The 23,998-nt window shown below is 74.5% G+C and carries 19 protein-coding genes and 1 pseudogene; 11 read left to right on the forward strand and 9 right to left on the reverse strand.

Annotated features, from left to right (window positions below):
• Window positions 1-14 precede the first annotated feature (14 nt).
• The 4 genes from ACFYXE_RS03875 to ACFYXE_RS03890 all read right to left on the reverse strand — a co-directional run bounded on the left by ACFYXE_RS03875 (window position 15) and on the right by ACFYXE_RS03890 (window position 4,722).
• Window positions 15-959, reverse strand: coding sequence for a 1-aminocyclopropane-1-carboxylate deaminase/D-cysteine desulfhydrase (locus ACFYXE_RS03875; RefSeq protein ID WP_389308520.1), 945 nt, complete (start codon window positions 957-959; stop codon window positions 15-17).
• A 90-nt stretch (window positions 960-1,049) separates the two neighbouring features.
• Window positions 1,050-1,640: an N-acetylmuramoyl-L-alanine amidase gene (locus ACFYXE_RS03880; protein ID WP_389308522.1), complete on the reverse strand. Its 591-nt coding sequence runs from the start codon at window positions 1,638-1,640 to the stop codon at window positions 1,050-1,052.
• 138 nt (window positions 1,641-1,778) lie between these two features.
• Window positions 1,779-2,015 carry a hypothetical protein gene (locus ACFYXE_RS03885; protein ID WP_361167808.1) on the reverse strand — a complete coding sequence of 79 codons (237 nt, stop codon included), beginning with the start codon at window positions 2,013-2,015 and terminating at the stop codon, window positions 1,779-1,781.
• Window positions 2,016-2,130: 115 nt separating this feature from the next.
• Window positions 2,131-4,722 carry a bifunctional lysylphosphatidylglycerol flippase/synthetase MprF gene (locus ACFYXE_RS03890; RefSeq protein WP_389308525.1) on the reverse strand — a complete coding sequence of 864 codons (2,592 nt, stop codon included), beginning with the start codon at window positions 4,720-4,722 and terminating at the stop codon, window positions 2,131-2,133.
• Between the two features lie 184 nt (window positions 4,723-4,906).
• On the opposite strand from ACFYXE_RS03890, the gene ACFYXE_RS03895 reads away from it, so the two are divergent.
• The 7 genes from ACFYXE_RS03895 (at window position 4,907) to ACFYXE_RS03925 (ending at window position 13,377) form a co-directional block, all read left to right on the forward strand.
• Window positions 4,907-6,313: a family 2B encapsulin nanocompartment shell protein gene (locus ACFYXE_RS03895; RefSeq protein WP_389308527.1), complete on the forward strand. Its 1,407-nt coding sequence runs from the start codon at window positions 4,907-4,909 to the stop codon at window positions 6,311-6,313.
• A 102-nt stretch (window positions 6,314-6,415) separates the two neighbouring features.
• Window positions 6,416-7,558, forward strand: a complete 1,143-nt coding sequence (locus tag ACFYXE_RS03900) for a family 2 encapsulin nanocompartment cargo protein polyprenyl transferase (protein WP_389308529.1) — start codon at window positions 6,416-6,418, stop codon at window positions 7,556-7,558.
• Between the two features lie 709 nt (window positions 7,559-8,267).
• On the forward strand, window positions 8,268-8,900 hold the full coding sequence (locus ACFYXE_RS03905) for a GNAT family N-acetyltransferase (protein ID WP_389308531.1): 633 nt from the start codon (window positions 8,268-8,270) through the stop codon (window positions 8,898-8,900).
• Window positions 8,901-8,998: 98 nt separating this feature from the next.
• Window positions 8,999-9,751, forward strand: coding sequence for a GAF and ANTAR domain-containing protein (locus ACFYXE_RS03910; RefSeq protein WP_389308533.1), 753 nt, complete (start codon window positions 8,999-9,001; stop codon window positions 9,749-9,751).
• A gap of 511 nt (window positions 9,752-10,262) precedes the next feature.
• Window positions 10,263-11,237 (forward strand): hypothetical protein, encoded by a 975-nt coding sequence (locus ACFYXE_RS03915; RefSeq protein ID WP_389308536.1) that lies wholly within the window; start codon window positions 10,263-10,265, stop codon window positions 11,235-11,237.
• Between the two features lie 275 nt (window positions 11,238-11,512).
• Window positions 11,513-12,139: an HAD-IA family hydrolase gene (locus ACFYXE_RS03920; protein ID WP_389308538.1), complete on the forward strand. Its 627-nt coding sequence runs from the start codon at window positions 11,513-11,515 to the stop codon at window positions 12,137-12,139.
• A 296-nt stretch (window positions 12,140-12,435) separates the two neighbouring features.
• Window positions 12,436-13,377: an oxidoreductase gene (locus ACFYXE_RS03925; RefSeq protein WP_389308540.1), complete on the forward strand. Its 942-nt coding sequence runs from the start codon at window positions 12,436-12,438 to the stop codon at window positions 13,375-13,377.
• A gap of 61 nt (window positions 13,378-13,438) precedes the next feature.
• Here the strand turns inward: ACFYXE_RS03925 and ACFYXE_RS03930 are convergent, their stop codons facing one another.
• Both ACFYXE_RS03930 and ACFYXE_RS03935 read right to left on the reverse strand, forming a co-directional pair.
• Window positions 13,439-14,350 (reverse strand): aminoglycoside phosphotransferase family protein, encoded by a 912-nt coding sequence (locus ACFYXE_RS03930; RefSeq protein WP_389308542.1) that lies wholly within the window; start codon window positions 14,348-14,350, stop codon window positions 13,439-13,441.
• 158 nt (window positions 14,351-14,508) lie between these two features.
• Entirely contained in the window at window positions 14,509-14,946 is a 438-nt protein-coding gene (locus ACFYXE_RS03935) for a carboxymuconolactone decarboxylase family protein (RefSeq protein WP_389308544.1), read from the reverse strand.
• A 92-nt stretch (window positions 14,947-15,038) separates the two neighbouring features.
• Here ACFYXE_RS03935 and ACFYXE_RS03940 point away from each other — a divergent pair, with 92 nt between their 5' ends.
• A complete protein-coding gene (locus ACFYXE_RS03940) occupies window positions 15,039-16,013 on the forward strand; it encodes a sigma-70 family RNA polymerase sigma factor (protein ID WP_389308546.1) in 975 nt (324 codons plus the stop codon).
• A gap of 61 nt (window positions 16,014-16,074) precedes the next feature.
• On the opposite strand, the gene ACFYXE_RS03945 is transcribed toward ACFYXE_RS03940, so the two are convergent.
• Entirely contained in the window at window positions 16,075-18,195 is a 2,121-nt protein-coding gene (locus ACFYXE_RS03945; protein ID WP_389308548.1) for a GTP-binding protein, read from the reverse strand.
• Between the two features lie 199 nt (window positions 18,196-18,394).
• Here ACFYXE_RS03945 and ACFYXE_RS03950 point away from each other — a divergent pair, with 199 nt between their 5' ends.
• A complete protein-coding gene (locus tag ACFYXE_RS03950) occupies window positions 18,395-18,868 on the forward strand; it encodes a hypothetical protein (RefSeq protein WP_389308550.1) in 474 nt (157 codons plus the stop codon).
• Window positions 18,869-18,967: 99 nt separating this feature from the next.
• On the opposite strand, the pseudogene ACFYXE_RS03955 reads toward ACFYXE_RS03950, so the two are convergent.
• A pseudogene (locus ACFYXE_RS03955) lies at window positions 18,968-20,053 on the reverse strand (CPBP family intramembrane glutamic endopeptidase).
• 273 nt (window positions 20,054-20,326) lie between these two features.
• Here ACFYXE_RS03955 and ACFYXE_RS03960 point away from each other — a divergent pair.
• A complete protein-coding gene (locus tag ACFYXE_RS03960) occupies window positions 20,327-22,756 on the forward strand; it encodes a histidine kinase (RefSeq protein WP_389308552.1) in 2,430 nt (809 codons plus the stop codon).
• Window positions 22,756-23,409 (forward strand): response regulator, encoded by a 654-nt coding sequence (locus tag ACFYXE_RS03965; protein ID WP_389309512.1) that lies wholly within the window; start codon window positions 22,756-22,758, stop codon window positions 23,407-23,409. Before ACFYXE_RS03960 ends, ACFYXE_RS03965 begins: the two co-directional genes overlap by 1 nt.
• A 152-nt stretch (window positions 23,410-23,561) precedes the next feature.
• On the opposite strand, the gene sodN is transcribed toward ACFYXE_RS03965, so the two are convergent.
• The gene (gene sodN, locus ACFYXE_RS03970; RefSeq protein ID WP_361176538.1) at window positions 23,562-23,957 is read right to left on the reverse strand and encodes a superoxide dismutase, Ni; all 396 of its coding nucleotides are present in this window, start codon (window positions 23,955-23,957) and stop codon (window positions 23,562-23,564) included.
• Window positions 23,958-23,998: the final 41 nt, after the last annotated feature.

The raw sequence follows: 23,998 nt of genomic DNA on the forward strand, positions 1-23,998 counted from the left end.
CCCCTCGGGGAGTCCTACGCCCCGACGGGCTCCCCGAACGACTCCTCGCGCGCCGCGGTGATCACCGCCGTGAGACGGGTGCCGGAGGGGAAGGCGCCCTCCGCGCAGAGGGCGGTCAGGGCGTACAGGAGCTTGGCGACGTACAGGCGCTCCACGGACAGGCCGGTCGCGTCGCCGTGCCGCCGCTCGAAGTCCTCGGCGAAGGCGAGCAGTTCGGGCGGGGTGCGGGCATAGCCGCCGCCGTGGAAGCGCTCGTCGAGACGCCAGTTGCCGGTGGGTTCGCCGAACGCCCCGCGCTGCAGGGCCGCTATGTCCGCGCCCAGGAAGCCGCCCTTGAGGACGGGGATGCCCAGGGCCCGCCGGTCCGGGCCGAGCCCGGCGGCCAGGCCCGCCAGGGTGCCGCCGGTGCCGCACGCCACGGCCGCCACGTCGGTGTGCTCCCGCAGCTCCTCGCCGAGCGCCGTGCAGCCCCGCACGGCCAGGGCGTTGCTGCCGCCCTCGGGGATGACGTACGCGGCCCCGGCGTCCGCTGCGCGCAGCAGCGCCGCCAGCGTCTCCGGCTCGCTCTTGCGCCGGTACGTCGACCGGTCGGCGAAGTGCAGGCGCATGCCGTCGGCCGCGCAGCGCGCGAGGGACGGGTTCAGGGGGCGCCCGGCGAGCTCGTCGCCGCGGACGACGCCGATGGTGGCGAGGCCCAGGATGCGGCCCGCCGCGGCGGTGGCGCGCAGGTGGTTGGAGTAGGCGCCGCCGAAGGTGACCAGGGTGTCGTGGCCCGCGTCGGCCGCGGCCCGCAGGTTCAGGACCAGCTTGCGGTACTTGTTGCCCGGCAGGTCGGGGTGGATCAGGTCGTCCCGCTTGAGCAGCAGCCGCACGCCGCGGCGGGCGAAGCGGTCGTCCTCGACGGGCTGCAGCGGGGACGGGAGCCGGGGGCGCAGGACGTCGGGCGGGGTGGGGCGCACCCCGCCATTGTCTCCCGGGTCCCGCGGTCCGGCAGGGGAGCCCGGTGCGGGTGGCTCCCCGGGCGTTCCCCGGGAGGTCGGGGAGAGGGGTTACTTGAGCCGCTCCCCGATGCGGTCCCGCATCCAGTCCATCGTGAAACCGAGCGGGTCGATCTTGCCCGGCTGCCACTCCAGGTGGCCGATCACCGAGCGTTCCGTCCAGCCGTGGACCCGGCAGACCGCCGCCGAGACCCGTTCGATGGCGTCCAGCTGCTCGTCCGGCCACGGATCCTCGCCGTCGCCGAGGTTCTCGCACTCGAAGCCGTAGAAGTGGCTGTTGCCGTCGGTGTTCGCCTCGTTGTCCGGCGGCAGGCGCTTCTCGGCGATGACGGCGCGGAGCACGTCGTCGTCGCCGAGGCCGGCGTGGTTGGCGCGGCCGTAGCCGACGAGGTGGACGTGGCCGTCCTTGGTGATGACGCCGTGGCACAGCGGCCCGGGCAGCGAGGCGTAGCCGTCACGGCAGATCTCCACCGTGCGCTCGCTGCCCGAGGTCACGGTGTGGTGGATCACCACGCCGTGCACCGGCCCCCACGGGCCCTTGTGGTTGCGGTTGTGGTGTTCCCAGTCGCCGACCTCGACGACGGTCACGCCCTCGTCCCGCAGTGCTTCCAGGAATCTGCTCGCGGACATGGGTGGGGACATGGCCGCCTCCTTCGCAAGGCGCGACGGCCGCCGGTCGCGGCCGTCTCGTATGCCCTGCTTGTACCGCTACTCCGGTGCGCGGACCAGTTGTTCGGAGGCGATCCGGGGGCTGTTCGGGCCCCGTGCGAGCCGATCCGGTCAGGCGCCGTGCAGGAAACCGTCCCCGTTGGCCGCGATGTGGGACTCCAGGGCCTGCAGCGCCTGCTGGGTGTCCTGCGCGGAACCGGTGCCCCGGCGCTCGGCGTAGTACGCGGCGCCGAGCTTCTTCAGGAGGGCGTCGCCCGCGCGCTTGTCCTGCACCTCGTCGAGCTTCTGCTTGCCCTGGTTGATGCCGCGCTGCGCCTGCTCCTTGGCGCGATCCAGGAAGCCTGCCATGGGTGTCTCCTGTCGTGTGGTGCGAAGGGTGCGGGCGGTGCCGATGCCCCGCGTGAGGTTCAACGGGCCCGCCGATCCGGTGGTTCCCGGAAGTGCCGGGAGGTTTCGGGACGTTCTACGCGGTCAGTTTGCGCATCAGGCGCACCCCCTGGGAGGGCTTCATGTGCGGCAGGTAGGCCTTGCCGATCGCCCGGGTGATGGCGGGCAGGGCCGCCGGGTCGGGGTAGCACATGTACATCGGCCGGTACTGGGGCTGGAACTTCGCCTTGAAGTTGAGCAGCGAACGGAAGCCGTACACCGGTTCCAGGGTGCGGCCCGCGTAGTCGAGCAGGCGCTGCAGCGCGGCGGGCGGCTCCGCCGTGTCGGAGCGGGCGAGCGGGGCCCCGGAGAGGCTGAGGAACCGGGCGCCCTCCTCCTTGAAGCCGAGGGCGGCGGACGCGATCAGGAACTCCATCGAGCCCCGGAAACCGTCGGAGCGGCGGCGCATGAAGTCGAGGGTCCAGCCCACCGGCCGGTCCGGCTCCCCGTCGCCGTACACCGGCATCCAGCTCGTGATGCCGTGCACCGTGCGGTCTCCGTCGACGGCGATCAGGCAGCGCACCCGGGGGTCGTCGAGTTCGTCGAGCCCGCCGAGCGTGAAGCCCATCTCCGGAAGGCCCTTGTCCGCGACCCACTCCTCGGAGATCGAACGGATCTGGTCGGTGAGCGCGATGGGCGCCTCCGGGAAGGCGTGCCACTCCGCGGTGATGCCCTCCTTCTTGGCCTTGTTCAGGGCCGTGCGGACGTCCTGCCACTTCTTGCCGGTGAAGGCCAGCTCGGGCAGCGGCACGACGGTGTCCTCGGCGACCTGCACCGAGGACCAGCCCAGGGCGTCCGTGCGGGCCTTGGCGTCGGCGGTCACGCTGTAGAAGCAGGGCGTCCAGCCGCGCTGGTCGCAGTACGCGGCGAAGCCGTCGATGGCGTCCGCGCGCGCGGACGGCTCGCCGAAGGGGTCGCCCGTGGTCAGCGCGACCGTGGAGTGCACCCGGTAGGCGACCGCGGCCCGGCCGTCGGCGGCGAACCAGTAGTGGTTGCCCGGCCAGGTCGTCAGGTAGGAGAGCGTGCCGCCGCCGTGTGCCGTGAGCAGGGCACGCGCGCGGGTGGCCGCGTCCGGGTCGGCGTGCATCAGGGGCCGCCGGAACGCCAGGAAGAGGGCGACCAGGGTGACCACCCAGAACAGCATCCCGCAGTACTCGTACAGGGACAGGGCGGTGCCGCCGACCGGGATGGGGGCCTGCCCCTGGAAGAAGAACGGTTCGTAGCTGGGCGGCAGGAACTGCGTGGGCAGGCCGGAGACCAGCTTCGGGAACGTCGCGTCGGGCGTGAACTGGTCGCGCACCGCGTACCCGATGCCCACGTACGCGACGCACGCGAGCAGCAGCGAGCCGCCGACCGCCCCCGCGAGCCAGGTCACGGTGGTGCGCGACAGCTGCTGGTCGAAGAGCCGCCGGGTGAGGAACAGCAGCACCAGGACGAGCAGCGGCAGCATCATCTGCTCGACCACCGCCTGGATCATCGCCGCCTTCTGGTCGGACAGGTCGCTGCCTTCCAGGACGTACCGGTCCGGGTGCGCGGCGATGTCCCCCAGCAGGTACGCCATGAGCCCGAGCCACACCAGCTGCGCGGCCACCGTGATCCGCCAGGACAGCCGCAGGCCGCGGCGCAGCCCCTCCGCGAGGACGAGCAGCAGCATGGGGATCGCGATGCCCATGAGCATCGCCGGAGAGCCGTAGAAGTGGTCCTGGGCGTGGATGCGGGCGCAGTCGGCGCTGCCCGCGCGGACGCAGGCGGCGGCGATGTCCTGGGCGCCGGGCCCGCCGGAGACGTACAGGTCCAGGACGTTGAAGGGGCCGAGGGAGTCCTTGTACAGCGTGGCGATGATCGGGCCGACGGCGGAGGCGGCCACCACGAGGGCGACCAGGACGCGGCCCTCGGAGTGCGAGGCGTGCGGCATCCGCAGGCGGTGGGTGTCGCGGTGCGCGAGCGCGCCGAGGCCGAGGCCCACGACCGTGCCGGCCAGCCGCAGCACGCCCTGGAGGTGGCCGACGTACAGGGCGAGCATCAGCGGGAAGACGATCAGGCACAGCTGCAGCCTGCGCCGCCACAGGGCGCCGAGCCGGTAGCTGAGGAAGGCGCCGACCGCGCAGGCGCCGATGCCGGGCGTCGCCGTCAGGTCCTGCGCGAGGTCGTCCAGCCAGTCCTCGCCGGCCAGCGCGCCCAGCTTGACGACGCCGGTGCCCAGGAGCGAGCCGAGCACCTGGCCGAGGACCAGGACGACGGCGGTGCGCACGGAGCCCATGCGCTGCTCGGCCGCCGCGCCGAGGAGCAGCAACAGCAGGGTCGAGCCGATGTAGTTGCCGATCCCCGGGCACCACAGGATCGAGGTGAGCGGGGTCCACCAGCGCCCGTCGGCGAGCGCGGGCACGCCCACCCCGATGTCGCTCAGGAGCCTGCGGGAGGGGCCGGCGCCGAGACTGCCGGTGAAGGCGCCCACGGCCCACAGCGCCACGACGACGAACACGGTCACCGGCGCGCGGCGCACGGGCTCGAAGGCCCGGCCGACGGCGCGCAGCCGGCGCACCGCTCCCCGCTCGCCCGGCGGTGCGAGCGGGGCCGCCGGGGCCGGCTCCCGCGCGTCGGCGCCGGCAGAGGCCTCGGAGGTGGTCATCTCCCGAGCCCACCAGTCCGCGGGGCCCGACACATCCCGGGTTGACCCGAACGGGTGGAAACGCGCCTCCTGCCCCGTCGGGGCGTGATCCATTCCCGCTCTTTTGTGTAATGGCGCGACCACGTTCCGTGCTGGAAGGGTGGTGCGCGCAGGTCACCGCAGGGACGTCGGGAGGGCACAGCCAATGTCGGTAGGCGAAGAGATCCGTACTGAGTCGGAGAAGCCGCAGCAGAGCCTCGGCACATCCGCCGCGCGGAATCTGGCCACCACCACCAAGTCCGCGCCGCAGATGCAGGAGATCAGCGACCGCTGGCTGCTGCGGACGCTGCCATGGGTCCAGGTCCAGGGCGGTACGTACCGGGTGAACCGCAGGCTCAGTTACTCGATCGGCGACGGCCGGGTGACCTTCGTCAAGACGGGGGACCACGTGCAGGTCGTCCCCGGGGCGCTGGGCGAGCTGCCGGTGCTGCGGGACTTCGAGGACCAGGACGTGCTGGGCGAGCTCGCGCAGCGCTGCCGGCAGCGGGAGTTCGCCGCAGGGGAGGTCCTGACCTCCTTCGGGAGCCCCGCGGACGAGGTCTTCCTGCTCGCGCACGGCCGCGTCGAGAAGGTCGGCACCGGCCCCTACGGCGACGACACGGTCCTGGAGACGCTCGCCGACGGCGCCTACTTCGGTGAGCAGGCGCTCGTCGACCCCGAGACCATCTGGGAGTACACCGCCCGTGCGGTGACCGCGGGCACCGTCCTCACGCTGCCCCGGCAGGACCTGGAACAGGTCGCCGAGCGCAGCGACGCCCTGCGCGAGCACCTGCACCGGCTGCGCTCCATCCCCGCCCAGCGCACCAATGACCTCGGCGAGGCCCCCATCGACCTCTCGGCGGGCCACGTCGGCGAGGCCGTGCTGCCGAGCACCTTCGTGGACTACGAGGCGGCCCCGCGCGAGTACGAGCTGAGCGTCGCCCAGACCGTGCTGCGCATCCACACGCGCGTGGCCGACCTCTACAACCAGCCGATGAACCAGACCGAGCACCAGCTGCGGCTGACCGTCGAGGCGCTCAAGGAGCGCCAGGAGCACGAGCTCATCAACCACCGCGAGTTCGGCCTGCTGAACAACTGCGAGTACGACCAGCGCATCCAGCCGCACGACGGCGTGCCCGGCCCGGACGACCTGGACGAGCTGCTCAGCCGCCGGCGCGGATCCAAGCTGTTCCTGGCCCACCCGCGCGCGATCGCCGCGATCGGCCGCGAGTTCAGCAAGCGCGGACTCGTCCCCGAGACCATCGACGTGGAGGGCACCAGGATCCCCACCTGGCGCGGGGTGCCGATCTTCCCGTGCAACAAGATCCCGGTCACCGAGGCCAGGACGACGTCCATCATCTGCATGCGTACGGGCGAGGAGGACCAGGGCGTCGTCGGCCTGCGCCAGAGCGGCATCCCGGACGAGATCGAGCCGAGCCTGTCCGTCCGGTTCATGGGCATCAGCGAGCAGGCGATCATCTCCTACCTGGTGTCGACCTACTATTCGGCCGCCGTGCTCGTGCCCGACGCCCTCGGCGTCCTGGAGAACGTCGAGATCGGCCGCTGGACGTGACCCCACGGCCGTGTTCACGGCCGCGGCACGGGGTACACCCTCTCCGTACGCGCCCACACACCGAGGAACCGCCACCGTCCGCATCCTTCCCGGGGTGAGTCCATGACGGACGCGACGACGGGCACGGCAGGCACGATGGACGCGAAGGGCCGGGCCCCCGGGTCCGGTGAGGGGCACGAGGCCGCGGAGATCCTGGCGGCGGCCCGCGCGCACGTCGATCCGGAGCTGCGCAGGGCGATCGACTCGCTGCCCGGATCGCTGCGCCGGATCGCGCTCTACCACTTCGGCTGGGAGCACGCGGACGGCACACCGGCCGCGGGCCACCCCGGCAAGGCCATCAGGCCCGCGCTGGTGCTCACCGCGGCGCGGGCGCTCGGCGGGGAGCCCGCCATGGCGGTGCGGGCGGCGGCCGCGGTGGAGCTCACCCACAACTTCACGCTGCTGCACGACGACGTGATGGACCGCGACACCACGCGCAGGCACCGGCCCACCGCCTGGACCGTGTTCGGCGAGGCCGACGCGATACTCGCCGGTGACGCCCTGCAGGCCCTGGCGCAGCGGCTGCTCGCCGAGGATCCCCACCCGGGGGCCCCGGCGGCGGCCGCCCGCCTCGCCGGGTGTGTCGTGGAGCTCTGCGCGGGCCAGCACGCGGACTGCGCCCTGGAGCGGCGCGGCCCGGACGAGGTCACGCTCGACGAGTGCCTCGCCATGGCCGAGGCCAAGACCGGCGCGCTGCTCGGCTGCGCCTGCGCGCTCGGCGCGGTGTACGCGGGCGCGGGCCGCGAGGAGGTCGAGGCGCTCGACGGCTTCGGCCGCGAGGCCGGGCTCGCCTTCCAGCTCATCGACGACGTCATCGGCATCTGGGGCGACCCGGGGCGCACCGGCAAGCCCGCGGGCGCCGACCTCGCGGTCCGCAAGAAGTCCCTGCCGGTCGTCGCGGCGCTGGCCTCGGGCACACCGGCCGCGGCCGAACTCGCCGAGCTGTACGGCACGGTGCCTGCACAGTCCCGGGGTGATTCGGCCGGGAGGGACCCGGCCTGGGGGGATCCGGCCGGGAGTGATCCGGAGCGGGCGGCCCGGGTGGCCCGCGCGGTGGAGAGCGCGGGCGGCCGCGACTGGGCGCAGGTGCACGCGGCCGACCGGATGTCCCGGGCGATCGGCCAGCTCGCGCGGGCGGTTCCGGACCCGGAGGCGGCGGGCGGCCTGCTGGCCCTCGCCGAGTTCGTGACCCGCCGTACGCATTGACCCGGGCTTGTGCCGGGTGGTGTCTGTGCGGGGGCCTGTACTGGGCGGTGCCGGTGCCGGTGCCGGTGCCGGTGACGGTGCTGGGGGTGCCCGTACGGGGCGGTGCCGGTGCTGGGGGTGCCCGTACGGGGGCCCGTACTGGGCGGTGCCCGCGCTGATCTGGGCCCGCGTTGGGCGGTGCCCAGGCCGGCCGCGCCTGCGCTGGTCCGCGCCCGCGTTGGGCGGTGGCCGGGCCCGCCCGCGCCCGTGCTGGTCCGCGCCCGCGCCGTACCCGCGCCGGCCCCGCACCGGCCCGTGTCCGCCCTGGTCCACGGTTCACGCGTGCGCTCGCCCCTGCCCGGAGGGCCTGCGCGAAAGTCGTGCGTGCTGGGGCTCGTGTGCGCTGACGGGCTCCCGGGGGCGGCGGCGGAGCCGCGCAAGGGCGGGCGAACAAGCCAACGGTCGTGGGGTGGGCGGAGGCGGTCGTGGGCATCGGGGATGAGGGCCCGCGACCGCGTGTTCCGTGACCACAGGCCCGGAATGACCGCCGCCGCCCGCCGGGCCCGCGCCCGGCGAAGGGGACCGCACGCCCCGTGATCCGGCCAGGCTGCGGGGCCCCTCCGTGCTCACGGGGACGATCACCTACCCTGCAACCGGTGCGTCGTGGCCAAGAGTTGGCGAACGGCCGGACGCGCCGCACGTGACGGGCGAGGCACAGGGGGCACAAGCGGTGGGTGTGGCGATCCGGCGGGCCGGCGAGGGCGACCGGGCGGACGTGGTCCGGCTGCTCGACGCGGCGTTCCTGCACGATCCGGTGAGCAGCTGGGTCTTTCCGGGCGAGGAGCACCGCCTGCGCACGCACGCCGCGCTGATGAACGCCTTCTTCGACCTCGCGCTCGCCGAGGGCCATGTCGACCTCACCGAGGACGGCACGGCCGTGGCCCTGTGGTGGTCCGTGCCCGCGGGCACGGACCAGGACGACGACGGGGCGCAGGCGCAGGACACCGAGGAGGACGGACCCGCGATGCTGCGCCGGGCCGTCGACCCCGACAACGAACGCGTCGAGCTGATCGGCCGGTTGACGGATGCGATCCATCCGACGGACCGGCCGCACGAGTATCTGCACCTCATAGCCGTGCACCCGGACCACCAGGGCCGGGGCCTCGGCACGGGACTCGTCGCCGCCGTGCTCGACCGCTGCGACCGCGAGGGTCGGCACGCCTACTTGGAGGCGAGCAACCGACGCAGCCGTGACCTCTACGCGCGCCTGGGGTTCGCCTTCATGGGGGAGACGCTCGACCTGCCGGACGGGCCACGGATGTGGCCGATGTGGCGCGAGCCGCTGGAGAGCGGCCCCCGCTGACGGGGCGGTACGGGCCAGGGGTCCGTCCGGTCCCGGGGCGCACGCCGCACGGGTGGCGCCCGTGAACTGTCGTACCGACAACAGGACCGGAGAGCGCCGTGGACTTTCTGCAGGATCTGACCGCTCGCTGCGTGGACCTTCTCGGGATCGACGCCGCGTCGGTGCTGCTCGTGGACGAGCGCGGGCTGGACGGCGCCCGTGACGCGGGCGCGGGCGGCCCCGGAGCGCGCGGGGCCCCGGGGCCCGTGTCGGCGTCGGACGAGCGGACGAGGAAGCTCGAACTGGCCGCGTTCCTGCGGGGCGAGGGCCCGTCCCTGGACACCTGTGTCTCCGGTGCGGCCCTGCCCGACGTCGACCTCGGCGGGGCGGCGGCGGCCGAGCGCTGGCCGTGGTTCGCGGCCGAGGCGCGGACGGCGGGATTCGCCGCGGTGCGGGTCCTCTCGCTGCGCGGGGAGCCCCGGAACGACGACCAGGCGGTCGGGTCCGAGTGGGGGATCGGCACGCGGGTCGTCGGCGCGCTCGGCCTGTTCAGGACCGGGGGCGCGGCGCCGCTGAGCGAGGACGACGTGGCCTTCGCGCAGACGCTCGCCGACCTCGCGGCGGTCACGGTGGCCCGCCAGCGGTCCCTGGAGCGCAGCCTCGTCGAGTGCGGGCAGTTACAGGCGGCGCTGACCAGCAGGATCGCCATCGAGCAGGCGAAGGGCGTGCTCGCCGAGCGGTGGCAGTGCTCGGTCGACGACGCGTTCGCGGCGCTGCGCCGGCACGCGCGGCACGAACGGGTGCGGCTCGGGGAGTTCGCGCGGCAGGTGGTGACGGGGGAGTTCGACACCTCGGAGCTCCGGCGGCAGTGAGCGTCGGCCGGTTCCGCGGGTGCCCGGCGCGGCCCGTACGGCCGTCGAGGAACCCGTCGCCGCAGGGCTGCCGAGCCCGGCCGAACGCGCATAACCTGGAGGTATGGGCAGCGAAGGGTCACCGCCCGGCCCGGCCCCGCGGGACGTGTTCCTGTGCGGGGTCTGCGGAGGGCAGGTGGGTACGGCGATCCGGCGGCGCAAAGTGCTCGGGGTGTTCGTTCCGGTGTGGGGTCCCGGGCCGTGCCGCAACGAACAGTGCGAGGCGTGTGTCGTCGCGGTGGACGAGGGCGCGGACGGCAGGGCCGGTGGTGGCCGGGGCGGCGGGCGCGCGGGCTCCAGGCGGTCCCGGTCGCGCCGCGGCAGAAGGCCGGGTCCCTCTCCCGGCGGCGGCGCGTGAGGCACGCGCACCCCTGAGCCCGGGGGCGCGCCTTCACCGGGCGTCGCGGCCAGGTGATCCACCACGGCGGTAGGGTCGCACGGTTGCGCATGGGGCTGCCCGGGGAGGGGTGCGATGAGGCTGCGGTGGGGTGTGCTCGCGCTGGTGGGCGCGGTGTTGGCGGGGTGCGGGGCCGATGGGGGCGGAGACGACTCGCTGCCCGGGTACGCGCGCGCGGACGGCGTGCCGCGGGTGCGCAGCGCCGATGACATGCCCGAACTGCCTTTGGAACGCTACGAGTTCAGCAGCCGCGACCACCGGCGTATCGAGCAGGCGCAGAAGCGGCTGACGCAGAAGTGCATGCGCTCCTACGGGTTCGCCGACTTCCCGCTCGACCCCGGGTCGCCGCCCCCGATGGCGAACTCCGTGTCCATGACGGCGAGCGCGGTGTCCCCGTACGGGATGCTCGACCTCGACCACGTCCGCCGCTGGGGCTACGGGTTCGACCCCGAGAGCACGCGGGAGTTCGTGCAGCGGATGCGGGGGACGGGGCGGGTCCCGACCGCCCGGGAGGACGAGGTGCTCCGGGGCTCCGGCGCGACGCCCGGCGAACGCGTCGTGGCCGACGGCCGCAGGGTCCCGGTGGGCGGCTGCTCGGCGGAGGGCACGCGCGGGGTCATGGGGGACGGGGCCGGGACGGACCGTCTGCGGGAGTACGTCGGTGAGCGCACCCGGAGGATCGAGAAGGCCGTCGCCGCGGACCGGCGGATCCGCAGGGCGTTCGGCGACTGGTCGCGCTGTGTCCGCGACAAGGGGTTCGGGCGGTACGCGAACCCTGCGGAGGCTTTCAGGGACAAGGCGTGGACGAAGGGGAGTCGGGACGGCAACACCCGGCGGACCAAGGAGGAGTTGGGCACGGCGGTCGCCGACGTCGAGTGCAACCGGGAGCTGAACACCGCCGGGGTCTGGTGGACCGTCGGCGCCGAGAAGCAGCGAGCGGACCTGCGCCACCATGCGACCCGGTACGCGGCCGTGCGCAAGGACCTGGACCGGGTGCGGGCCAACGCCCGTGCGGCGCTGCGCGGGGAGCGGGTGGACGACGCGGGGTGAGGGCGGGCTCCGGGGGGGGGCTTCGGGTGGTGGTGTTCGGGTCGGGCTCCACGGATGTCCAGGGCCGGGCTCCGCGTGGTGTCCGGGATCGTGTGCGGGCGCGCCCCGGTGCTGCGCGAGGGGGCTGCCCGTGGGGTTCGGTACGTGGGGTTCGGTACGTGGTCCCGGTGCGGTCCGGGGGTGTGTAGCCGTGGTCCCGGTGCGGTCCGGGGGTGCGTGGCCGTGGGGTCCGGTCCCCCCGGAAGCGCTCTTGCGGTGCGTGATAGACACGGGAGATGACCACCGGCCGGGCGTTCGACGCCGTACTGAGTGACCTCGACGGCGTGATCCGCTTCTACGACATGGCGGAACTGGAGGAGCGGGAGCGCGCGGCCGGTCTCGCGCCGGGCAGCACCGCCGAGCTCGCCTTCCGGCCCGAGACCGACCTGCCGCTGATGCGCGGCGAGATCACCAAGGAACGGTGGATCGCGGCCATCGCCGACGGGCTCGCCGACCGGGTGCCGTGGGCGCGCGGGCACGAGCTCGGGACGACGCTGGCCGAGGCGAAGTTCCGGGCCGACGAGACCGTCGTCGGGCTGCTGCGGCAGGTCCGCGCGGCCGGGCTGCCCGTCCTGCTCGTCACGAACGCGACCCCGTGGCTCGCCGACGACCTCGCCCTGCTCGGCCTCACCGGCCCCGACGGCTTCCTGGACGACGTGATCAGCAGCGCCGACCTCGGTGTCGTCAAGCCCGACCGGCGCATCTACGAGACGGCGGCGCGGCGGGCCGGGGTCGCCCCCGCCCGCTGCCTCTTCGTGGACGACCGCGAGGAGAACGTGGACGCCGCGACCGCGCTCGGCATGACCGGCCTGCACTACCGCGAACCGGCGGACCTGCGGGCGGTGCTCGGCCCGCTGCTCTGACCCCCGGCCGGGGGCGGCCCCGCCCTCGGCTCCGGCCCACTTCCCGGTGGGCGCCCGCGACTTCCCTGTCGGTGGGCGCCCACCTTCTTCATGCCCGGGGGCCGGTCGTCCGGCCGGTGGCGCCCCGGGCAGGCTGGTCGCGCCCCTGGCCAGGCCCGTGGCGGACTCCCTCACGTCCCCCCCCGATCCCCCACGCCTCTCACGCCTCTCGCGCCCTCGCGTCCCGCACCCTGTGCCCTGTGCGGCATTACGAGTAGCCGTTGACACACAGTGCCACATGCGGCAGCTTGTGCCGTATGGGAATTCCAAGTGGCTGGACCGCCGAGCAGATCCCCGACCTGAGTGGCCGCGTGGCCGTCGTCACCGGGGCCAACAGCGGCCTCGGCCTCGCGACGACCCGGGCGCTGGCCGGCAAGGGCGCGCGCGTGCTGCTCGCCGTGCGCGACGAGGACAAGGGGCGGGCGGCGGCCGACGCGATCACCGCCGACCTCCCGGACGCCGCGCTGGAGGTGCGGCGCGTCGACCTGGCCGACCTGGACTCCGTCCGGGCCTTCGCCGGAAAGCTGCACGCGGACCACGGGCACCTGGACGTACTCGTCAACAACGCGGGCCTGATGGCGCCGCCGCGCCGCACCCTCAGCGCCCAGGGGCACGAGGTGCAGTTCGCGGCCAACCACCTCGGGCACTTCGCGCTGACGGGGCTGCTGCTCGACCTCCTGGCGGCGGGCACCGATCCCCGCGTGGTGACGGTGAGTTCGCCCAACCACCGCTCGGCGACCCTCTACTTCGACGACCTCGGCGGCGAGCGCGGGTACGCCCCGATGGCGTACTACAACCAGTCGAAGCTGGCGAACGCCGTCTTCGGGCACCAGCTCCACCGGCGGCTGACCGCGGCCGGGAGCCCGGTGCGCAGCGTGCTCGCCCACCCCGGCTACGCCGCGACCAACCTGCAGACGAGCTCACCGGCCGGTCTGGTGAGGTTCCTGTTCGGGCGTCTGCTGCTGCCGCTCGCCCAGAGCGCGGACCGGGGCGCGCTGCCCACGCTCTGCGCGGCGACCGAACCGGGCGTCACGGGTGGCGAGTTCCTCGTCCCCGACGGCATCGGCGAGCTGCGTGGGGCGCCCACAGCGGGCGAACCGGCGCCGCGGGCCACGGACGAGGAGACCGGCCGCCGGCTGTGGGACGTGTCGGAGGAGCTCACGGGCGTGCGCTACACGTTCCCGGCCGTCGCCGCCTGACCGGCCCGATGCCGGGTACGCCCGGACATGGCGCCGGGGCGGTCGGTGCTCCCCTCCGGTGCTACCTCCGCTGTCCGTGCTCCGCGAAGTCCGCCAGCACCGCGTCCAGGTGGCGCAGCGATGCCGTCACCCGGGCGGGAACGGCGAAGAACGGGTCGTCGGGGACGGGCAGTGACCCGGCCAGTGCCAGGCCGCGGGCCCGCGCCCACGTCGCGTCGTCCAGGGCGACCGCCTCGCGGAAGGCGTCCCGCGCCTGCGCGGGAAGGAACATCCAGGTCGGGATGAGATCGCAGGCGGGGTCGCCGACGGCCAGCGTGCCGAAGTCGATGACGGCGCTCAACTGCCCTTCCACCGCGAGGAGATTGCCGGTCGCGAGGTCGCCGTGCAGCCACACCGGTGCCCGGTCCCAGGCGGGTGCCGCGAGCGCCGCCTCCCAGACCGCCGTCACGGCGTCCGTGTCGACGATCCCGTCCAGCTTGGCGATCTTGGCGCGGACCAGTGAGTCGGCGGCCAGCGAGTCGCACTCGGTGCCCACGCGCTCGCCCCGGAAGGCGTTGCTCAGGTCGGGTGCGGGGCCGCCGGTCGCGTCGATCTTCTGCAACGCGGTGATGAAACCGGCGAGTTCGCGGGCCGCGCGCACCGGGTCGGCGAGGCCCTCGGTGGTCGCCGCCTCGCCCTCCAGCCAGCGGTAGACCGACCACGGGAAGGGGTAGCCCTGGCCGGGCCGCCCCGCCGCGACCGGCGTCGAGACGGTCAGCGGCACCTGCGGGGCCAGCCACGGCAGCCACCGCTGCTCCCGCTCGACCTGCCCGATCCACCGGGGGTGGCGCGGCAGCCGTACGGAGAGGTCGTCGCCGAGGCGGAACGTCGCGTTGTCCATGCCGGGCAACGGCACCGCGGACACCGGCAGTTCGGCCCACTGCGGGAACTGCTCGGTGATCAGGCGGTGGACCAGGTCGGCGTCGATCTTCAAAAAAGGCTCCGGGCTTCGGGAGGGAGGACGGCAGGATCGGGGGGGGGCGACAGGACCGGGGGATGACGCCTCATCCCACCTCGCGCCCCGGCCGCTGTCCACCGAGTTTCGCCGGAGCCCGATCCGCCGGGCCGCCCGCCGCCCGCCGCCCGGCCCGGCTACGGGGTGATCGCGTCGAGAGTGATCACGTCGAGCCGGTTGAAGAGGTGGGTCGCCCCGATCATCAGGACGAGCGCGGCGAGTTGGCGCTCGTCGTAGTGCGCGGCGGCGTCGTCCCAGACCGCGTCGGGCACGGCGCCCGGGTGGTCGGCCAGGCGTGCCGCGTGCTCGGCGAGGGCGAGCGCGGCCCGCTCGGCGGCGGTGAAGCAGGAGGCGCCGCGCCAGGCGGCCAGGGCGTGCAGGCGCGCCTCCGACTCGCCGTGGTCCAGGGCCCCGCGCACCCCGGGGCCGACGCAGGCGGCGGCGCCGTTGATCTGGCTCGTGCGCAGGTGGACGAGGTCGAGCGTGGCGTCGGGCAGCCCGGCAGCGCGCGTACTCTGCAACAGACTGTGGAGGGCGGGCACGGCGTCGGGGAGGACCTCGGTCGGGTTGCGCATGCGGGCGTTCAATCCTGTCCACCTCGGTCGTCACGTATGTGTGGGGTTGGTCCGTCACAGCTATGACGGAACGCGACGGGAGAATGTGACGCATGGACGAGAACGGAGCGGCGCAGGTCGCGCTCGCGGCCCGGTTCGAGGAGCACAGGCCCCGCCTGAACGCGGTCGCGTACCGCATGCTCGGCTCGCTGAGCGATTCCGAGGACGCGGTGCAGGAGGCGTGGTTCCGGCTGAGCCGCACCGAGGCGGGGGCGGGGGCGGGGGCGGGCCTCGGAGAGGGTGGCGGCGCTCCGGAGGATGCGGGCCAGGTGCGGAACCTGGGGGGCTGGCTGACGACGGTCGTGGGCCGCATCTGCCTGGACCAGCTGCGCTCGCGCACGTCCCGGCGCGAGGACTCCCTGGACGCGTCCCTGCAGCACTTCGGGGAGACGCACATCCCCGATCCGGTCGTGACGCGCGCCGACGTGGTCGACCCGGAGCAGGAGGTGCTGCTCGCCGACTCGGTGGGCCTCGCGCTGCTCGTGGTCCTGGAGACGCTGGCGCCCGCCGAGCGGCTCGCGTTCGTGCTGCACGACATGTTCGCCGTGCCCTTCGACGAGATCGCGCCGGTCGTGGAGCGGTCGGCGGCCGCGACCCGGCAGTTGGCCAGCCGGGCGCGGCGCCGCGTGCAGGGCTCGGCGCCCGCCGCGGAGACCGACGTCGCCAAGCAGCGCGAGGTCGTCGAGGCGTGGATGGCGGCCACGCGCGCGGGCGACTTCGAGGGACTGCTCGAACTCCTCGACCCGGACGTCGTGTTGCGGGCCGACACCGGTGAACTGGCCTCGGGGCTCTCGAAGGTGGTGCGGGGCGCCGCCGAGGTGGCGGGCCAGGCGGCGATGTTCGCGGCCATGGCCGCCCACCAGCACCTGGTGCTCGTCAACGGCCTGCCGGGGCTGGTCGGGCTGCCGGGCGGCGAGGCGGTCGCGCTCGGCGCCTTCACGGTCGTCGACGGCAGGATCGTGGAGATCAACATCATCGCGGACCGGGAGCGGCTGGCGGGCCTCGGCATCCCGGCGATCGGGGTCTGAGGCTCCCCCTGAGGGGCCCTCTCAGGGGGAGCCTCAGGGGATGGCCAGGGGGGGAGACGGCTCAGTCGCCCACCGCGTTCCCCCGTCCTGTGCCGTCGGTCCGGCGGACCACCCGCAGCAGGTAGTCCTTGCGGTGCAGCGGATCGTGGTCCGTCCGCTCGCGCGTGGGCACCGTGCCGCCCCGCACCGGCTCGTAGTGGTCGAAGGCGGACTCCCACTCGCCCTCGCCGCGGGTCAGTCCGGGCAGCACCTGCTCCAGGGTGTGCACCTGCCGGGCGGGGATGTCGCCCTCCAGGCGGTACGAGGTGCCGCTCGTCGTCGGCGTGTGCGGCACGGCCCGCAGCCGGGTGAGGACGGGCAGCACCGCCGCGAACGTGTCGGCGGGCACGTCGAGCCGGAAGCGGTGCATCGGTTCGTGCACCGCCGTGCCCGCCCGGCGCAGCGCGTCCATCAGGACCAGCGGCGTCAGATTGCGGAAGTCGCTCGCGGTGCTCGACATGCTCTTGTCGAAGGTGCCGTGGGCGTGGCTCTGGCGCGGCCAGTACCCGGCGTGCGTCATCGTGACCGCGCAGTCCGGCACCCGCCAGCCGTGCACGCCCTGGAGCAGCGTCTCCCTGACGGTCTCCTCGACCGCGCGGAAGAACGCGTACGGCATCGAGCCGAGCTCCACGCCCAGGCGGAACTCCACGCCGGAGCCGACCGGCGCGGGTCCGACGCGCAGTCCGACCGTGGCGAGGAACGGGTTGGGCTCCTTGTCGATGATCTCGAACGCGGCGCCCGTGCCGACGACCCGCTCCACACAGATCGTCGTCGTCTCCCGGAAGGCGACGTCGAGCCCGAAGTCCTCGGCGAGCGTCGCCTGGATCACCTCCTTCTGCACCTCGCCGTAGAGCGAGACCGACACCTCCCGGCGGACGGGGTCCTGCCGCAGGCCGATCAGCGGGTCCTGCTCGGCGAGCCGGGTCAGCGCGAGGTGCAGCGCGCCGCGGTCGGCGGGGCGCACCGGGGTGACCACCGTCTCCAGGGTCGGCGGCGCGAAGAAGCGCGCGGCCGGGTCGACTCCGGTGCGCGGTACGCCGATCACGTCGCCGATCCGGACGTCCCCGAGCCCCCAGAGCCGGCCGATCTGCCCCGCGCGCACCTCCGGGCGCCGCTCGTCCGCGCCCCGGTCGAAGACGCTGATGCCGGTGACCTTGCCCTCGCCGGTGCCGGTGCCGGTGCCGGTGCCCGTGCCCGTGCCCGTGCCCGTGCCCGTGCCCGTGCCGGGCTGGTCGCGGGTGCCGATGTCGAGGCGGTCGCGGGTGCGGATCGTGCCGGAGAACACGCGGACGTACGCGATCTTCTCGCCGGCCGGGCCGCGCTCGACCTTGAATACGCTGCCGGAGACCGGCCCCTCCGCGTCACCGGCCGGAGCGGGCAGCAACTCCCGGATGCCGTCCATGAGTTCGGGAACCCCGAGGCCCGTCGCGGCCGACCCGAAGAACACCGGGTGCACCAGCGCGCGGCGGGTCTGCCGGGCCAGCTCGGCCCGCAGCCGGTCGTACGAGAGGGACGCCGGGTCGTCGACGTACGCGGCCAGGAGCGTGTCGTCGTGCGCGGTGAGCAGCTCGGCGAGCCGGGCGGTGAAGCCGCCGGAATCCGCGTCCGCGGCGGTGAACGGGGTGAAGCGCGCGGCGCGCGTGCCGAGGGCGCCGACCGTGCCCATCGGCACGACGTCCGGGGTCAGGCGCTCCGCGATGTGCCGCAGGACGCCCTCCTGGCGGGCGCCGCGGCGGTCCGTCTTGTTGACGAAGACGAGCGTGGGGATGCGCAGGCGCCGCAGCGTCCGCAGCAGCACGCGGGTCTGCGCCTGGACGCCCTCCACGGCGGAGACCACGAGCACGGCGCCGTCGAGCACGCTCAGGACCCGCTCCACCTCGGCGATGAAGTCCGGGTGGCCGGGGGTGTCGATGAGATTGACCGTGACGCCCTCGACGGCGAAGGAGACGACCGCCGATTTGATGGTGATGCCGCGCTGTCGCTCCAGGGCGAGCGAATCGGTCCGGGTGTTTCCGTCGTCGACGCGGCCGACCTCGTCGATGACCCCGGCGGTGTGCAGGAGCCGCTCGGTCAGGCTGGTCTTACCGGCGTCGATGTGGGCCAGAACGCCCAGGTTCAGCGTGTGCGGGGAGGATGAATGCACGTACCGTCATGTCCTTTGCGGAAGTGGGATTTCCTTTCGTGTGGGACATGCACGAACGCCGCATTTCCTGCTCCTCGCCGGACTCCGTAAGACTTCGCCGGGCTTTCCCCCGGCTGCCGTCAGTTCAGCAGGAGGCGGTCGGGCGCGGCAAATGATTAAGTACGCGCACACAGCACGTTCGCAACGGGAGAGTTCCAGCATGCGCAAGACGGTCACCGGAGTCGCCCTGGTCGCGGCCCTCGCCCTGCTCACGGGGTGCGGCAGTTCGGACGACGGCGGGGGTTCCGGCGAGAAGTCCGGGAAGAAGGAGGGCTCCTCGTCGGGGGCGGCGGCGAAGCCGGGCGGCGACGCGGACGCGGGCGGGTCCGGGAAGGGCGCCGCGCACCAGGTGACCCTGGAGGTGGGCGGGCAGGGCAAGACGCAGATCATGTACGTCTCCGACACCAACCACATGGAGCAGGTCACGCTGCCCTGGAAGAAGACCTTCGAGATCACGCTGGAGGGCGCCGAGAAGAAGGTCGGTCACGTGGTCTCGGTCGTGCCCGGCTCGGTGCAGGGCGGCGACGGCATGCTGAGCGCGGCCCCCTGCACGATCACGGTCGACGGCGACAAGGTCTCCGACAACGACGGCGGCAAGGCCAAGAAGCCGATGTGCGAGCACATGCTGAAGTAGGCGGATTCCGGCGGGGGCGGGCGCCGAGTGGGGGTCCCTCTAGGGGAGTCCGAGGTCCCCTAGGGGAGTCCGAGGTCCCCTAGGGGAGTCCGAGGTCCCCTAGGGGAGTTCCTCCCCGGCGCCCCGCGACCCCGCGCTGAGCGCCGCGATCCGGTGCCGGGCCGCGAGGCGCAGCACGATCGCCGCGTAGGCGCAGAGCATCGCCACGTCGACGGCCACCGAGAGGGCGTCCATGTCCGCGGCGGTCTCCTCCGAGGCCAGCGCCCCGGCCACCGCCGACGAGAGGCCCATCGCCAGCAGGTTGTTGACGACGTGCAGGCCGATCGCCGCCTCCAGACCGCCCGTACGGACCGTCAGGAACCCGGCGACGAGGCCGAACACCACCAGGTCCGCGAACCCTCACGGCGTGCCCCACCCGTGGGCCGCGGCGAACAGCAGGGCCCCCGGCACGATCGCCACCCACGGCGAGCGGCACCACGCGCCGACCGCCTGGGTGAGCCAGCCCCGGAACGCGTACTCCTCGGCCGACGCCTGGAACGGCACGAGGAGGCACACCGTCGCGAGGCCCAGCAGGAAGTCCGGGAGCCCGGCCCACGCCATGTCGTCCCCGCCGCCCGCCGGTTCGGGCAGCAGCAGCATGACCCCGAGCGACGCGGTCACCAGCGGCAGCGCGACGAGCAGGCACCGGCCGAGCCAGCGCCACCGCAGCCGGCCGGTCACCGACGACAGGGTTCCCGCCGGCCGCCGCTGCGCCCACCGTGCGGCCAGGAACACCGCGGGCGTCACCAGGGCGAGCGAGAGTAGGGCGAACGCGGTGTCGCCGATGCCGCCCCACGCGCGGAGCCCCTCGTCGTCGGTGGGCCGGTCCAGGAACGCCCCCGCGACCTCCCCGACGAGCAGCACCACCAGGGCCGCGACCAGCACGCCCGCCAGCACCAGCGCGGTCCCGGCCACCGGCCGCCACCGGCCGCGCCGCCCGGTGACCAGGGCGAGCCGGTGGTAGGGGAGGGGCGGCACGGGTTCGACGGGCTGCGGGGCGTACGGGCCGACGCGCGGGGGCCAGCCGTGGGGCGGCGGTGCGGGAGGGGCGTACGGGGAGTGTGGGGCGTACGGGGACTGCGGAGCGTACGGGGACTGCGGGGCGTGCGGGGACTGCGAGGCGTGCGGTGGGGGCGTCGGCGTCATGACACCAGCATTCCGGTGCCGCCGGCCCCGGACGTCGGCCGCTCGCACGATCGTGTTCTCCAACCAGGGATAGACACGCCGGGGCCAGACACACCAGGGACAGGGGCAGGGACAGGGACAGGCACGGGGCGGGCACAGGAGCAGGGACAGGCGGCAGGCGCGGGGGCGGCCGGCGCCGGGGAAGCCGCCCCGATGAGCCTCCCCGTCCGGCGACCCGCAGGGAGAGGCAGCTCTTCTGGCCAGAGCGCGACCCTCCGTATCATCGAGCCCGATATGGACCGGATACGCACCTGGCTGCTGCCCGCCCTGCTGGCGATCCAGCAGCTGGCCTACTGGCCGGGCCGCGCCCTGCGCGACGCCGACCCGGTCGGTGCCGTCCCGCTCACCGCTGCGCTCGTTCTCGCGGTCGTGGTCACGGCGGCGCTCGGCGCGCGCCGCGACCGCCCCGTCGCCGCCGCGCTCACCGTCGAGGCGGCGCTGGTCGCCGGGGTGTTCCTGCCGGAGGACGCGACGCTCCTGCACGCGCTGGGCGTCCTGGTCGCCCTGTACTCGGTGACGGTGCGCTGTCCGGGGCGGACGGCCCTCGTGGTGGGGGCCGTGCTGGCCGTGTGCGAGGCGGGGCGTTCGGCGTTCCTGGTCGACTCGGGGGTCGAGGCCGGCGGCGAGGCCGTGATCAACAGCGTGGCGTTCCTGACGGTCGCGGGCCTCGGCCGCAGCCGCCGCCGCTGGCTCGCGGGCCGCCGCGGCGCCGCCCTGGAGCTGGCGCGGGCGGAGTCCGAACGGTCCCGGGCCGCCCTCACCGAACGCGAACGCCTCGCCCGTGAACTGCACGACGTCAGCGCCCACCACCTGACCTCCGTCGTGGTCACCGCGGACGCCGCGCGGCGGCTCGGCGACCGCAGGCCCGAGCTGACCGCGCAGGCCCTGGAGTTCGCGGCGGACACCGGGCGCGAGACCCTGGCGGCACTGCACCGCCTGGTGGCGATGATGCGCACCTCGGCGGCGGACGAGGAGAGCGCGCTGGAAGAGCGCGTCGGCGAACTGGCCGCCGGGTTCGCCCGCCTGGGCCTGCGCCCCGCCGTCGACGTGACGCCCGACCTCGCGGCGCTGACGGGCCCGGTGGCCGAGGCCGCCTTCGGCATCGTGCGCGAGGCCCTCACGAACGCGCTGCGGTACGCCCCCGGGGCGGCGGTCCGGGTACGGATCGGGGCCACCGGGCCGGACGGCGCGCTCGATCTGGCCGTCGAGGACGACGGAGCGGCGGCCGGGACGTCCGGCGGGGCGACCGGTGGGCCCGCGGGGCGGCAACGGCTCGGCTCGGGGCGCGGTACGGCGGGCATGCGGGAGCGGGCGACCGCGCTCGGCGGCACGCTGACGGCCGGGCCGCGCCCGGACGGCCCCGGCTGGTCCGTGCGGGCCCGGCTGCCGCGTACGGCCGGTGCCCCGGGGCTGCGCGCCCGGCGCCCGCGCGCGCTGCGCGGCCTCGACCTGTCCGACGGGGCGGTCGCCCTCGCCGCCGCCACGCTGCCGCTCTTCGCCGTCCTCGCCGACGACCCGCCCGCCACCGTGCTCGCCTGCGGCCCCGTCGTCGCGCACGCGCTCCCGCTCCTGTGGCGGCGGCGGGCGCCCTGGGCGGTGCTGTGCGCGGTCCTCGCCACGGCCTGGACCGCGCCGCTGGCCCTCGCGTTCGGGCTGCTCACCCCGGCCGCCGCCCTGTGCCTGGCCGTGGCGGGCGCGCTCAGCGAGTGCGTCGCCGTGTACGCGGTGGCGGCGTTCGCGGGGCCGCCGCGCCTGACCTGGCCCGCCATCGGCGCGGCGGGCGCCGGCCTGTGCCTGTCCTGGCTCGCCGTGGCGGCCGCCGACGGCATCGCGGACCTGCGGGAGGACGGCGGGCCCGGCCTGTTCCTCTTCCTCGTGGTGGTTCTCGGAACGGTGCTGCTCGTGCCGATGGCCGCGGTCTGGGGGCTCGGCGCGACCGTGCGCACGCGGCGCGAACGCGTCCGGGCCCGGGAGGACCACGCGCTCACGGCGACGGTGTGGTCGGCGGTCGCCGAGGCGCACGAGGAGCGCCGCCGCATCGCCGCGGAGCTGCGCGGCGAGGTCCTGCGGCACGCCGACGCGGTGGTCAAGCGGGCCGAGGCGGGCGACCTGGACGGCGTCGCCGAAGCGGCCAGGGCGGGCCTGGCCGCGATGCGGGACCTACTGGCGGCGCTACGCGAAGTGACGGCGCCCACGGACGTACGCGCGACGCGTCAGGGCACGGGGCCCGCGGACGTACGCGCGACGCGTCAGGGCATGGCGCCTGCCGAGGTACGAGCCCCGCGTCAGGGCACGGCCCCCGCCGACGCCCACGCCTCGCGTCAGGGCTCGGCGCCCGTCGAAGTACGCGCTCCGCGACAGGGCATGGCGCCTGCCGAGGTACGAGCCTCGCGACAGCGCACGGCCCCCGCCGACGCCCACACCCCACGACAGAGCACGGCCCCCGCCGACACCCACACCCCGCGTCAACGCACAGCCCCCGCCCCCGAGCACCCCCCGACCCCCGGATCACCCGCCCTCGGCACCCCCGCCGAGCGCCCGAAGGAGGCACTGCCATCCGTACCGACCACGTGCCCGGCACCGAAGGCACCGAAGGCGCCGACGCCCGCCCCCGTACCGGCCCGGGCGGCCCCGGCGGCTCCGGGGGCGGGCCCACCCGGGTGATGGTCGTCGACGACCAGGCCGTGGTCCGCGCCGGATTCGCGGCGATCGTCGACGCCGAGCCGGACCTGCGGGTCGTGGCGGAGGCGGCGGACGGCGCCGACGCGGTGCGGCTGGCGGCCGAACTCGCCCCGGACGTCGTCCTGATGGACATCCGCATGCCCGGCATGGACGGCCTCACCGCGACCCGGCTCCTGACGGCGGGCGCGGGACCGGGGCCCGTCCCGCGGGTCCTCGTCCTGACCACCTTCGACCAGGACGCGTACGTCCACGACGCGCTGCGCGCGGGCGCCTCCGGCTTCCTCCTCAAGGACGCGCTGCCCGAGGAACTCCTCACCGGCATCCGCATCGTGGCCGCGGGCGAGGCGATGCTCGCGCCCACCGTGACCCGCCGTCTGATCGACGCCTTCGCCGGCACGGCCCCCGCCCCGGACCCCGAGGTCCTGCGGGCCCTGACGCCCCGCGAGCGCGAGGTCCTGACGCTGGTGGCCGGGGGCCACACGAACGCCGAGGTCGCCGACGCGCTCGGCGTCACGACCGGCACGGTGAAGTCCCACGTCAACGCGGTCCTCGGCAAACTGGGCCTGCGCGACCGCGTCCAGGCCACGATCCTCGCCTACGACCTGGGCCTGGCCCGCCCCCGGCGCGCACCGTAGCGGGCGACACGGGCGGCAAGGGCGGCACGGGCGTACGGAACGCCGAAGGGGCCCGGCCGAGGTGATTCGGCCGGACCCCTTCGCAGGGCCCGCTGACCCGCGGGGGTGCACCGCTCGCCGGTCAGGGCGGATCCACGCCGGTGGGCGGTGGATCAGGCCTTCTTGGTCTCCCAGAAGATCTTGTCGATCTGGGCGATGTGGTCGAGCGCCTTCTGGCCCGTGGCCGGGTCGGTCGAACCCTTGGCGGCCGAGAGGGCCTTGAGGGTGTCGTTGACCAGCTGGTGCAGCTCCGGGTACTTCTCGAAGTGCGGGGGCTTGAAGTAGTCGCTCCAGAGCACCGAGACGTGGTGCTTGGCGAGCTCGGCGCGCTGCTCCTTGATGACCGTGGCGCGCGCCTGGAAGTGCACGTCGTCGTTGCCGGCCATCTTCTCCTGCACGGCCTTGACCGACTCCGCCTCGATACGGGCCTGGGCCGGGTCGTACACGCCGCAGGGCAGGTCGCAGTGGGCGCTGACCTTCACCTTGGGGGCAAACAGGCGGGAAAGCATGTTGCTGTCCTCCTCGTGATCGTCTTCTCAGGTGGGACATT

This window comes from Streptomyces sp. NPDC002564, from assembly GCF_042889645.1.
Classification (GTDB): Bacteria; Actinomycetota; Actinomycetes; order Streptomycetales; family Streptomycetaceae; genus Streptomyces.